Here is an 11,701-nt window from a genome sequence, read left to right on the forward strand (position 1 = left end):
CAGCCCTCGTTATAATGCTCGGCTTGTTGCCGGGGTGGCGGAACTGGTAGACGCGCCGGATTCAAAATCCGGTTTCTTCGGAAGTGCGAGTTCGATTCTCGCCCTCGGTACCAACATTAACCTAGTATTATCAATAGGTTATCCAGAATATTAAAGCCCCATCAGTTATGCTGATGGGGCTTTTTATTTGCATCAATGTCGTTAGATTTTCATTTGTTTTCCTGAGCCCTTTTGGTTGTCCCCGCTTCATAGTTAATTCTTAACGACAAGCACAACTCTCCCCACTCCCACAAAAATATCAATGTTTCTAGGCAGTGCATGGCTTCAATATATCGTTCCAGTTAAATTTAATTTTGGATCGCTCTGGTTATCATCGACAGCTTCCGGCTATTATTTGGACATAGGAGAAAGTCCAGATGAGTGATATACGATATATCCATTTAAGCCGTAAACACCTACTACCAAATAAACAACCTGGCATGCCGAGCAGAGCCATGGGAGCTTTGCTAGTTATGCTAATGGCAATCTATTCAGCAATGGCTACAGCGAATATTGATCACGAATCTGCAGAAATATATCCCAGTTGTTTAGACATTGATCCCAGAACCAGCTTGCGTAATGATTTTTTACTCGAGCCGCTCGATTTGAACTGCCCTCAAACAGGTTCGAGTAGTGACGTCTTTGATTATTTTGGTTATACAACTTACGAACGTCCGCGAGATACTGCTGGAGAACGTCTTGGCTCACTGGGTTATCAACGGTTTGTTGCAGATGATGGTGCAGCCGTTTATCTGCTCAGAACAGAATCGGGAGGGAATGCTGTTTCCACTGAGATAATGACCGGTAAAGAGGTCAAAAAATCGACTCAGCGGTTACTTGAGCAGGGGCAATTGCACAGCACTGGCGAAAACTGTCAGGGGATTACCGATATCTGGATTGAACCAGACGGCGCCATACATTTAATCAGTGAACTATCCGCTTATGAAGCAGTGCAAGCCTTGCTTTTACCCAACTCAGGCCCGCCCTCGGCAAGTCAACAAAGTAAGCTTCTGCAAGCTTTATTAGATCACCAACAACAGAATGATTATCTGGATTTTCAGCAGGCATGTGCCGTAACAGCTGAATACCGACTTGATAGCACCAACCTGCAACTTCAACTGACGATGCTGCGCTTCGATCTTGATGATGAACTCAGCGAATCAGCGTTTAACTGGTTTCAATTATTATTGCCGGTATCAGATAATCTTAACGTTGCCATGATATTGGAAGACGACCTGCCAAACATGCGTGACATGCTGCTGGCACCATTTACCAACCAATACCAATTTGCTGTTACTGAACAACAGAATCAATCCATTACGAATTTTCTCGAACAACTAAAATCGGCTGTAAAGCAAAGAGATATTGCTGTCCTGCTCGACTTAACCGCAACAGATGTCATGCTCGGATTCGGTGGCAGTGGTGGGCATCAGGATCTACAAAGCTGGCTGACTCAGGATAGTGCTGATGAGGACTGGCAGAGCTTGGATAAAATACTGGCACTTCCCGGAATTCAACTGAGTTCAGATGTGTTCTGTGTTCCTTTTACCGGCTGCGTTGGCAGTGAGTCGGTAGATTTTTCATTCGACAGCTACATCACCATCCAAGCAGATACATCAATGCATGCCTTACCAACAGAGGATGCACCAGTGTTACGAAAACTCAACTTTGAGCGAGTTGAATGGCAATCCCCTTATGATGAAAATGCCAGATTTCGACTAGTAGAAACCTTTGCTGGCGAGCGTGGCTATATCGACAAAGCCTTTTTACGCTCGCCTTTCGATATGCGTATGGAAATTGTCTCTACCTCGCAGGGATGGTTGATCCAATCCATATTGTCCGGTGATTAACTGCCTTTTTCAGGAGAGAAAAAATGTCGCCTTTATTTCATGCAAGCTTGTTAATTGCGAGCTTAATGGCCGAGCCTGACCCTTGTTACGATGTGGTGGATAAAGCTCGGTCATTATCAGGACCAGATCAACAGTTGAGCCTGCTTGGTGGTTGTCTTGCAAGTCGTAATAATGTTTTTGTCCATGCGGCAGTGGCGATTGAAATGGCAAAAATTGCTAATGAACATGACATGCCAGAGGAAGTAGATCGCTATCTGGAATTACTGGAAACAATGATTGAAGGAATATATTTGGATTCCGTCGATTCGCAACCGGAACAATAAAACGCAGCTTTTAACCAGACTGCATGCTCGCTCAATAATTGCGTCAAAATCTGTATCAGTCACCCTTGGTGATGGATTCAAAAAACGACCCTAATGCCCTATTGTTACCAATCTTTGATGCCTCAGCCAGCATCGCCTCACACCATTCCGTCATGTTACGGATTTGTGTGCCTAAGGCCTCAAATTCTTCTGCTTGAAGCTTAATTTTTTCTGCTGTTGCAGATCCAAGAAAAGTAGCCTGTTGCATAGCAATATCTGCTGCAAATTGATAATCACTGTCAAAGTCTGAAGATACTTGGCTTTGATGCAACTCTCTCATCAGCGGGCTGTTATCGACATATCTTTTTGCCTGCTCTCTATCCCTTCTCGCCTGCAGTAGGTGTAAGCTTCCTGATAACTCAGAGACTTCGCGGCTTTCAGACGATTTAGCCTGATATTCCAGTATGACCGGCATATACCCTGCGCAGTGGCCTGGCGTGAGTTCAACATCAGCAAATAACAAGCCGGGGAAAGCCACTGAAAACAATAGCAGTAGATTTTTAATAGACCTTAACATCAAATAATTCCTTTATTGTTAACAAGGATCAGCAAATGCAGCTGTTTAAAATATCGCATCTAATCCTTATAGTTTTTTCTCTGGCCTTGTCGGCAACGTATGTCGCTGCTGAAAATAATGCTGTCAAATCACAAGAAACACAACCTGAACCATTACTAACTGAGCAGTTAACGGTTCGTGATCTGCATTTCGTAGCATCTCTATATGGATATCAAGTCAATGTCTTGGAAAAAGCTGCACCATTAACCGCTAAATCAGTCCATTTAACCTGTTTAGCAGAAAGTCAACGTTATCAGCAACCAGTAAAAGTTGTTTTCAGTGCTTACAGTCTGCAAGTGAATCATTGTCGTTTGTTACCAAGGATCTGAATACGTCACTGATTCTTAAGCGGAGCTAGTGTTACTGAGTCGCTAAAGTATCAGCAAGTAATATTAAACAAACAGGTAACGCATCCAGGAAATTGCAGGAACAAGTAACACTATAAACAGAACTAAAGATGGAAAGAATAAAAGGTGTCGACTCTGGGGCAAACCATTTTGAGCACGATGGCGAGCTGAGAAAATCTCAATAACAAACACCACCATAAAAGAAGTACATGCAACAAAAACACTATAAAACAATAAATCTTCCCATTCTGTTTGGGTCATTGGCATCTCAACCCAATCACCAACAACAACTGTAACAGGTAGCAATACAAGCAATGAGGCCCAAACTAACCATGTTCCCCAGCCAAATTTAATCGTATAGTTGGTTGATTCTTGAGCAGAAGCCGGAGCAGCCGTTTTGAGTTTTTGTTGTGCTGAATATTCAAGAGGCTGGTGTTTTTCCCATACCCAAAAACCCATCCTCATGAAAAAAACAACGCCCATAATGATCCCAAAAAAAGAAAAAATAAAATTGACTATATAAGCACCAACGTCTTTAAACTCTTCATATTGAACACGAGGATCAATCGCGTAAATACTGAGATCTTCTTTGAGCCTATACAGTGGGACTTTTTCAAAGTCAGTGGGTATCGTTTTGCTGTGTAACTCGCGCGTTGAAATATGTGAATCATTTGGTAAGTTGAGTGTAAAGACATAGCGCTCATTCTTAGTACCCTCATTGAAAATCAGGTATTCGCCATTTGATAAGTCGATAGTTTGAATCTCAAGGTTAGTATTTTTATTAGTCGAAACATAACTATCATAGTGCTCGATGAGCACAGCGAGCTTTTTAACGGTGTACCATTCATTGCTAACGCCATCCCTAACTTTAACCAGTACACCTGTAAAAATAGCGTAACCAATTATTGCAATTAACAACGTTACCGGCACTCGCCAAAGTATCGATAGAACCCACTTTAATTTTGTAATCATTTAGTTTTGAACCGGCCCGACATAAAAGCCTTCGCCTCTATTTAATGCATTAATACCATTGCCGATTATGGCCTTTAGATTTCTATCAGCGGCATTATGTGGGTCATCTTCAAAAGTATAGTTTATCTCGTATAACTGATTTCCTTGCTTAGTATCAACCTCGAGATAGACCTCATCATCGTATGGGTCATATGCTTCTCTATAATCATAAGTCACTTCATACACCGAGAACTGTATCGTGCCGCCATTTTGTATGGCTTTATTCAGCTCTATCGCAAACATTAATTGGTAACTCTTAATGGGGAAATCGACAATATGACTTGTTTTTTCATCAGGGAGCCCTTGGGGCAATAAACTGTTAAATCCAAAGGGCAGTCGGTCATGGACCCATATGGGCACTGGTGTGTGAGTAAATGTCTGCATTGAAAGCTCTTCACTGCCACCAACAACCTTTGCCTTTACAATAAATTCCGAAACGGGGTCTTGCTGATTTTCCCACCGCACATCAGGCAACCTTAATTGGATAAAATCGACTAGCGGTGAATTGTCTGATGACGATAACTTACCACCTATGATTAAAGTCGGCCGATTCAGTAAACCATCTTTATCTGGGTGCTCACGCTTCTTGAGCGCCAATATCTCTTCATGAATAACAGAACCATTCATCCGCATACTGGTTGATGGCAACACCAGTGCCCGTTGGTAATAGGAATAGTCATTTAGAAGCTTAACTAAAGAACTACCTTGTCCTTGTGAGACAGCTAGTGAGAAAACTTGGAAATCAGGCCCTTGAGACAGCTTTGGAACAACAAACATTGCTTGCTCTGGAGCAGGTATATCGGAGCTTTGAGAAAATGCAGAGCCAATAAACAAACTAGAACTTACAAACAAAAAAAGCAGCAGACGACGTAGAACAGTTGTTGCGTCCATATAAGTTTTACTCCTTTTCCACATTCGTCGTAATCTGATCGGTAAAGTGATTAACTTTTACGGCACTTGAATCTTATGGTTATAACCCTGCACATTATCATTGCTTCTTTGAGATTTGCGCAATAGTTTTGAGCTTGGCTCCTTAAATAGTGATTAGCGTTCCAGAACGATTCGATAACGTTTTTCTTGGAGAAAATTAAGGTTTAAGCTCCTTCAAAGCCTGAGCAATCAGGCCCGGCGGATCATCTCTCCATAGTTCTCCAATACATTGCTCCCACACTTTAAATGCATTCTGATCCTTCGCACTTTGAAAGGCAAGGAAAGACGGGTAGCAAGTTAGCTCCATATTTCGATTAAAAAAACCTTCTGGAAGCAAGTAAGGATAAAAGGCACGAACGAACTCCAGCTCCTCCGGCTGTTGAGTCATGTTACCCAAAGCCAACAGTTCACTCTCCGTCAAAGAATTAACCCACTCCTCGGCCTGGGCTTCACCTTCCTCAATAGACTCCCATGTAAGAAGCATTTCAGCTGAACGCACCTCGGTTGATGAGATTAGTAAAAAAATAAACAGCGTTACAATTCTCATTGGTACCTTCTCTCCCTGCATACCTGCGTTAGGCTATTTCACACTCACTACAAAAATTAGGCCCTTGCGAGAGTTTGAGTTCTGCATAGTTTTTTATCTTCGTCATACAATTTCTATTTTAAATAGAGTTGATTCCGACGTGCTCAGCGTTTCATCAAAGGTCCTGGGCTAGGCGAAAACCAGTAGCCTCACTTAATTCGTAACCTTCTCGGTAAGCTGAGCGCAGTTGATCTGGTTCGCTACTCCAAGATCCCCCCCGAATCATATGACGAGAAAATGGCGCTTCGCACTCAAAATTTGTTGCGGAACGCCCGTCCGAGGGCGAGTTTTCATAATTATTCAAACCCAATCCAATACAGTCCTGAACTATTTCTGCAACGTTACCGTGCATGTCAAACAAACCGAAGGCGTTTGGCTCAAAGGACTTAACTGGCATTGTCCCCTTATCATTGCCACAAGAAGCTGGCGAATCCGGAGCCAAAGGATTCGGGCGTCCATAACGAGCGTGAGAACAACTGATGTTATCCCCCCAACTGTACTTAGTCGTAGTTCCTGCTCGAGCCGCATACTCCCATTCCGCCTCGGTTGGCAGCCGGAATGTTTGGCCGGTAGTTTTATTTAGCCAAGGAATAAAACCATCTAAGATGTCTTCACCGCTTACCCGAATTACTGGCTGATCACCACGCCCCCATTTCATATCACCAGGCTTGCTGCAAGCGCCAGCCGCCACACAGGCATCCCACTGAGCAAAAGTGACTTCGTGCTCCATCATCCGGAAGGGGTTGATGGTTACCAGGCGTGTAGGGTTCTCTGGCCACTTATCACTTCCCATCATGAAATTACCACCGGGAATTTCCTTCAGGCTGGCCAGTATGCTTTTCACGGCTGGCTCAACGATGCGTGCAATCCGCATACTCTCTGCTTCATGAGCCGCCTGTCGCTTGCGTTCTGCTTCTGCTGCAATAGCGGCTTGGCGCATCCGTTCCGCTTCCACACTTGCCTGTCGATTACGCTCTGCCTCCGCCGCAGCTTTGCGTAGAATTTCCTGCTCCTGTTCCTGCTTACGTCTGACCGCCTCCTGGGCCTCAACTTCCCGTTCGAGATCAGCCAGCAGGGTCAGTGCAGCACTGTAATTAGGACCATTTTGACCTACACTTGTCACATATGCACGTGCGGCGTGCTCTGCGCGTTGTTTGTTTCCGGTAGCGTAGGCTGAGCTGGCTTCGTAATATAGGATCTCGCCTGATAACATTGGGTCTACCTGACGGAGCCGGTCGATCTGCAACAGCACATCCTTATGATCTTTATTTTCCAGACTGGTAAGTAGCCGCTGAATGATAATTTCCTGATCCAGATCGGCGTTTTGTGCTATCACTACTGGACTGGCTAAGAGCAGGAACAGGTAAGTGAGGATGGCGTGTTTTAAGTTCATTTGAGCTAGTCTCTTCTTAGTTATTCCCTACGTTCCTTCCCGGAAACTGCCTCGCCCTGGGTATTAAATCGCTGAACGTAAACTTCGTCATCAACGCTATCAATCAATACTTCAAACTCTACTTCTCCAGTATCAAGATATTTGATAAGGGCTTCGCGATAATCCAGTGGGACTATGACTTTGCCTTGGATGTCAATTATTCCCCAAGCTTCTTCATCGTGACCTTTCCTTCTCGCTACAGGCGCAAACCCAGACTCATTAAAGCTGTATGCATTCACGTAGGATCCCATAAATGAGCCATCTTTCTTCAAATACCGATATTCTTCGTGTCCTCCGAAGCGGTTTACTTGCGATGTTTTTACAACTGCCAATCCTTGGCGGCTAAAGTCTTTACCGCTATAAAATGGACCAGCTATCATCTTAAAATCCCGGTTCAGATACTCAGTATTTTTACCAACACCACGATGCACAACTCGGGCATATCCATTAACAAACGGATATGCTTCCACGTAGTCTGTATCCATAACCGTGTTGCCATTAAGATCAATGTAGGACCATACCTCCGCCCGACGATTTTTTTTGACTGCCAGCAGTCCAAACTCACCCAAATTTTTCATTCCATCAAACGATCGCCCCAACACAGTTTTTCCCGTCGTATCGATCAAAAAGTAAGTTCTGTATCCTTTTTCGACAACGGCGTAACCGAAATGAAATTCTCTAACAGAATCAAACTGAGGTTCAATCACTACATTTCCTGCACGATCTTTGTAACCCCATTTGTCGCATTTTTCGTGAGTGAACCTTGTAACACTATTATAAAGTTGTTCTAAAGTACAAAATGGCTCCAAACCAGAGTCAGTAGCTTCACCTCGTTTCGAATTCTTATTTTCCGCTTTGTGAGTGACGTCTTTACCCGAGTCGTTACTGGTAGATGAACCTGATTTGGCCCCCGCTTCAACCAGTCGCGCATTAAGTCGATCCGTCAGGCTGGACAACTTATCGCTTGATTGGGGATTTTCATTTGTAATAGGTGAGTCTGGTTTAGCCTTTTCATTTGCAACAGATGATTCCGATTTGACCTGTTCACCGGCCAATCTTGCATTCAGTTTGTCCGTGAGGCTGGGCGATTTATCGTCTGGTTGGACGTTGGTTTTCGCTTTGCGCTCTTCCTCGCAATCGATGCGAACCTGTTGATTATGCCGTGCCAAGGCAGTCGACACATTCAGATGTGGCTCGATTAGTTCAATACCTTGGAGCTTCAAGCCGCGGCGCATGACTTCCTTGGCTTCAGCCGCAGTCAGATAGACGCTATCGCCGAAGCTGGAACGCTGAAAAAGTTGATCCCACTCGGGACTTCCAGGGGCACTAATGCCAAAACCAAGCGAAGCAGGCACCATCGAGTCGGGTTTGAAGTCGATAAAAACTTTGTGGTTTTTGTTCAGCAGCGAAGAAAGGGCTGCCTGCTTGGGATCTTTGCTGATAAACCATGCACGGAAAACCGACGTAGAAAAAATTTCACCCAGTGGTTTTTTTTCGGTTCCAGATGTTTGTATCCAAAATGTTTGGCGTCCCTTATCAACTGTCACTTCTCCATTCCAGCAGCTGGCAACACCGGAAGTGGTGATCATTCCAGCATTTTGGAGACTGTAATTAGCAACGAAGGTCTTGACTGGCTGCCCCATTAACACCCACATCGCCCATTGAACCTTGACCTCTGCAATCGGAAGGGATGTTTGGGTCCTTGGATCTGTGACCGTGCGCCCTTGCAGATTGATAGTGAACTCTCCTTGGTATCGATGTTCACTGCTCCCGTCGCCCTCTGCAGTTTTATTTTGTGCGGCAGCCCCCCCCGGCAACAACACCATAAACAACAAGACGAGAAAAAACCTGGCCTTTAAACGGTATTGAAAGGTACTGCACCTGAAATTACCTGCGAATGTAGGGTTGACCTGTTCAATCATAAAGAGCCCCAGTTTTCTCCGGTTAATGAGGCTAGTAAAAAAATAAAAAGCATTACAATTCTCATTTCCGCTTGGCAGCCTCTGCATGCCCAGCTGCTGCCGCTTTGGTGTACCAACTCACTGCTTTCTCATCATCTTTTGTAACGCCTTGGCTGTTCTCATATAAAAGCCCCAGATTGTATTGGGCATCCGCGAGCCCCTGTTCAGCGGCCTTGGTGTACCAATCAACTGCTTGTTTATCATCCCGCTCAATGCCCAGACCGTTGGCATACATAAGGCCAAGATAGAATTGAGCACAGGCCCGACCTTGTTCAGCAGACTTGGTGAGCCAGCTCAGAGCCTTTTGAGAATCCTGATTAACACCAAGGCCGTAGAGATACATAGCGCCCAGGTTACATTGCGCATCGGCCTGACCGTTTTTTGCCGCTTTGGTGTACCAGCTCACAGCCTTTTCGTGATCCAGCGCAACGCCTAGGCCTTTCTCATACAAACTTCCCAGTTTGTATTGATAATCGGTATGACCCGACTGGGCTTTGGTCAGAACATCATCAAACACCTCATCAGCAAAAACAAACTGGCAGGTGGTAATGAGTAGCAACACACTCAAAGCAAACTTCATTATCAAAATCCTCGACGATTTATAGCCCAGACTTGTAACATCCCCTGACTCCTACTCACCTAGTCATTCGTGGCAAGGGTTAACATTTTTTGATTCTCTACAAAAGTAGACCTGAGTCCAAAGCTCGAAGCATTGAGCATGCTTACTCATAGACAGCCAACTCATCAGCTGTCATCTCGCTAACTTTTTTTGCTCCTAGCTCAATAAATCTCGCTCTTTTGTTTTGATAAAGTTCTGTAACATCATCAAGACCAGCAGCAAGCTTCATTCTTCTATCTATTAAGTCCAGAATCGTCTCTGTTCTGCGTCCAGATGTCGGTCTATTTAATAGTCGCGACCTCACCTCTGGTGCCAGCTTAGCCAGGTCTCTAAACATTTGCGGGTAGCCATCAGCTGTCGCTCGAACATTGATTCCAGAATATATAGGCGAAGGCGCATTAGGCGGGCATTGCATCTGATACATTTGTGAATAGAAATTCTCAACACTTCCATAGAGTCTTATACCGTCTTTTCTTACTGAATCTAGCTGACCAGCATTGAAGCCCGAGCAAATAAGCAGTGTATGCCCTGGGTCAACTTTCTCTTCATAACTCACCGGAGGCTCAGTCCCATTCTGCACAGAAGCATCATCAGCAAAGACCGTTGTTGCCAAGGTAATTTGAGATATCGGTAAAAGAAATAGAACAAACAATTTAACCAGGTTCATCCGGTGTTCCCTAAATTCGTGTTTTTTCAGATACGCTTATTTATAAATAGCCAACTCTTCAGGTGTCATCTCGCTAACTTTCTTTGCTCCAAGTTCAATAAACTTCACTCTCATGTCTTGATAAAGCGTTACAACATTATCAGCACCTGCAGCGAACTTCATTCTTCGATCCAAAAGATCTAGAATTGTCTCTTTTCTCCGCCCTGATGTCGGCCTATTCAAAAGTCGGGCCCTTACTTCTGGCGGAAGCTTTGCTAGATCTCTAAACATTTGCGTGTAACCATCAACGGCCGGAGCAAAATCTACTCCATCATAGATAGGAGAAGGGGCATTAGTCGGACATTGTATTTGATGCATTTGAGAGTAGAAATTCTCAACACTTCCGTAAAACTTTATACCGTTATTTCTTGCTGAATCTAACTGACCAGCATTGAAGCCCGCACAAATAAGCAGCATAACTTCGGGGTCAACTTTCTTTTCAAAATTCACCGAAAGCTCCGTCCCACAGTTCACACAATCATCACCAGCAAAGACTGAGGTCGCCCACGCAAATGAAAAAACAATGAGCAATCGCAAAACAAATAATCTGGGTGGGTTCATTAGTATCTCCAGGTGTTTCACTTCATAAATCGTTCTAATCACACTCTTTCACTGCACCCGACAACTGCCCAAGATACCTAATGCGCCGTTGTAGCGGCCTGGGTGTTGCCAGTGCTTGCGCCGGTCTTCACAAAAGCTGTCCAGCTCGGCAAGAAATGCCTGCATGGTGGCGGCCTTGTTGTGTTCTACCCAAAACGCTACAGCACTCCTGCCCAAAATTGCCGTTGAGAGGATTAGCTGAATAAAAGCCTGAAATTTATAAGCGTTAGTTGTCATAAAAAACTGTCTAGCTTAAGTGAATTACTAGAGGTGAACCCAGCTTAATATTAGTGGCTATTACACTCCTCCAGCAGAGCAGAATTTTGTGTGGTACTCCAAGTCATGCCAGTTTCATCGTAGTAAAAGCTGAGGCCACCTACTTTGCTTGAAAGCATCTTGCAGGCGGCCATGTTCAGGCCGGTACCGTATTCTCCGCTAAGCTTGCAAATGCCATCACTGCAATGCCATGTCACTCCTTGGGTGGTCACTGTACCGATATAAGATGTACCCGCGTACCATGTGTTTATTAAAGTTTTAGCCGAGGTCAAGGTGCTAACCAACCGCACATGGGCATCACGCATAAAGTTACTGTGATAGGGGCCAACTAAGCCATGTCGGAAACTTATGGCCCAGCCGTTATGACCACCATTCTCATCAACATATTCCGAAGACGACCAAAAGAAATATTCTGGCGTTTTGGGA

General features: G+C 44.5%; 14 protein-coding genes and 1 tRNA gene. 4 read left to right on the plus strand and 11 right to left on the minus strand.

Going from position 1 to position 11,701, the window contains the following annotated elements:
* Window positions 1-28: 28 nt before the first annotated feature.
* The 3 genes from Q7V21_RS10100 (at window position 29) to Q7V21_RS10110 (ending at window position 2,212) form a co-directional block, all read left to right on the plus strand.
* Window positions 29-113, plus strand: a tRNA-Leu gene (locus tag Q7V21_RS10100).
* 405 nt (window positions 114-518) lie between these two features.
* On the plus strand, window positions 519-1,889 hold the full coding sequence (locus Q7V21_RS10105) for a hypothetical protein (protein WP_304917179.1): 1,371 nt from the start codon (window positions 519-521) through the stop codon (window positions 1,887-1,889).
* Between the two features lie 23 nt (window positions 1,890-1,912).
* Window positions 1,913-2,212, plus strand: coding sequence for a hypothetical protein (locus Q7V21_RS10110; RefSeq protein WP_304917180.1), 300 nt, complete (start codon window positions 1,913-1,915; stop codon window positions 2,210-2,212).
* Between the two features lie 55 nt (window positions 2,213-2,267).
* Here the strand turns inward: Q7V21_RS10110 and Q7V21_RS10115 are convergent, their stop codons facing one another.
* A complete protein-coding gene (locus Q7V21_RS10115) occupies window positions 2,268-2,768 on the minus strand; it encodes a hypothetical protein (protein WP_304917181.1) in 501 nt (166 codons plus the stop codon).
* Between the two features lie 35 nt (window positions 2,769-2,803).
* Between Q7V21_RS10115 and Q7V21_RS10120 the strand changes: the two genes are divergently transcribed.
* On the plus strand, window positions 2,804-3,136 hold the full coding sequence (locus Q7V21_RS10120) for a hypothetical protein (RefSeq protein ID WP_304917182.1): 333 nt from the start codon (window positions 2,804-2,806) through the stop codon (window positions 3,134-3,136).
* Between the two features lie 63 nt (window positions 3,137-3,199).
* On the opposite strand, the gene Q7V21_RS10125 is transcribed toward Q7V21_RS10120, so the two are convergent.
* The 10 genes from Q7V21_RS10125 to Q7V21_RS10170 form a co-directional block, all read right to left on the minus strand.
* Window positions 3,200-4,126 carry a hypothetical protein gene (locus Q7V21_RS10125; RefSeq protein ID WP_304917183.1) on the minus strand — a complete coding sequence of 309 codons (927 nt, stop codon included), beginning with the start codon at window positions 4,124-4,126 and terminating at the stop codon, window positions 3,200-3,202.
* A complete protein-coding gene (locus Q7V21_RS10130; protein ID WP_304917184.1) occupies window positions 4,127-5,056 on the minus strand; it encodes a hypothetical protein in 930 nt (309 codons plus the stop codon).
* Window positions 5,057-5,252: 196 nt separating this feature from the next.
* Window positions 5,253-5,642: a hypothetical protein gene (locus Q7V21_RS10135; protein WP_304917185.1), complete on the minus strand. Its 390-nt coding sequence runs from the start codon at window positions 5,640-5,642 to the stop codon at window positions 5,253-5,255.
* Window positions 5,643-5,796: 154 nt separating this feature from the next.
* Entirely contained in the window at window positions 5,797-7,017 is a 1,221-nt protein-coding gene (locus Q7V21_RS10140; RefSeq protein WP_304917186.1) for an SUMF1/EgtB/PvdO family nonheme iron enzyme, read from the minus strand.
* Between the two features lie 77 nt (window positions 7,018-7,094).
* Entirely contained in the window at window positions 7,095-9,035 is a 1,941-nt protein-coding gene (locus tag Q7V21_RS10145; protein ID WP_304917187.1) for a WG repeat-containing protein, read from the minus strand.
* 61 nt (window positions 9,036-9,096) lie between these two features.
* The gene (locus tag Q7V21_RS10150) at window positions 9,097-9,654 is read right to left on the minus strand and encodes a tetratricopeptide repeat protein (RefSeq protein WP_304917188.1); all 558 of its coding nucleotides are present in this window, start codon (window positions 9,652-9,654) and stop codon (window positions 9,097-9,099) included.
* Window positions 9,655-9,796: 142 nt separating this feature from the next.
* The gene (locus tag Q7V21_RS10155) at window positions 9,797-10,360 is read right to left on the minus strand and encodes a hypothetical protein (RefSeq protein WP_304917189.1); all 564 of its coding nucleotides are present in this window, start codon (window positions 10,358-10,360) and stop codon (window positions 9,797-9,799) included.
* A 36-nt stretch (window positions 10,361-10,396) separates the two neighbouring features.
* Window positions 10,397-10,960 (minus strand): hypothetical protein, encoded by a 564-nt coding sequence (locus tag Q7V21_RS10160; RefSeq protein ID WP_304917190.1) that lies wholly within the window; start codon window positions 10,958-10,960, stop codon window positions 10,397-10,399.
* 48 nt (window positions 10,961-11,008) lie between these two features.
* Window positions 11,009-11,236, minus strand: a complete 228-nt coding sequence (locus Q7V21_RS10165) for a hypothetical protein (RefSeq protein WP_304917191.1) — start codon at window positions 11,234-11,236, stop codon at window positions 11,009-11,011.
* 50 nt (window positions 11,237-11,286) lie between these two features.
* Window positions 11,287-11,701 (minus strand): hypothetical protein (locus tag Q7V21_RS10170; RefSeq protein WP_304917192.1); only part of this gene is annotated, 415 nt, incomplete at its 5' end.

This window comes from Methylophaga sp., from assembly GCF_030651745.1.

Bases quoted from the DNA above. Each gene is read 5' to 3' on its own strand.
- Q7V21_RS10160 (WP_304917190.1), bottom strand. From the start codon at position 10,960: ATGAACCCACCCAGATTATTTGTTTTGCGATTGCTCATTGTTTTTTCA.
- Q7V21_RS10145 (WP_304917187.1), bottom strand. From the start codon at position 9,035: ATGATTGAACAGGTCAACCCTACATTCGCAGGTAATTTCAGGTGCAGT.
- Q7V21_RS10155 (WP_304917189.1), bottom strand. From the start codon at position 10,360: ATGAACCTGGTTAAATTGTTTGTTCTATTTCTTTTACCGATATCTCAA.
- Q7V21_RS10165 (WP_304917191.1), bottom strand. From the start codon at position 11,236: ATGACAACTAACGCTTATAAATTTCAGGCTTTTATTCAGCTAATCCTC.
- Q7V21_RS10110 (WP_304917180.1), top strand. From the start codon at position 1,913: ATGTCGCCTTTATTTCATGCAAGCTTGTTAATTGCGAGCTTAATGGCC.
- Q7V21_RS10120 (WP_304917182.1), top strand. From the start codon at position 2,804: ATGCAGCTGTTTAAAATATCGCATCTAATCCTTATAGTTTTTTCTCTG.
- Q7V21_RS10135 (WP_304917185.1), bottom strand. From the start codon at position 5,642: ATGAGAATTGTAACGCTGTTTATTTTTTTACTAATCTCATCAACCGAG.
- Q7V21_RS10125 (WP_304917183.1), bottom strand. From the start codon at position 4,126: ATGATTACAAAATTAAAGTGGGTTCTATCGATACTTTGGCGAGTGCCG.
- Q7V21_RS10115 (WP_304917181.1), bottom strand. From the start codon at position 2,768: ATGTTAAGGTCTATTAAAAATCTACTGCTATTGTTTTCAGTGGCTTTC.
- Q7V21_RS10150 (WP_304917188.1), bottom strand. From the start codon at position 9,654: ATGAAGTTTGCTTTGAGTGTGTTGCTACTCATTACCACCTGCCAGTTT.
- Q7V21_RS10130 (WP_304917184.1), bottom strand. From the start codon at position 5,056: ATGGACGCAACAACTGTTCTACGTCGTCTGCTGCTTTTTTTGTTTGTA.
- Q7V21_RS10105 (WP_304917179.1), top strand. From the start codon at position 519: ATGGCAATCTATTCAGCAATGGCTACAGCGAATATTGATCACGAATCT.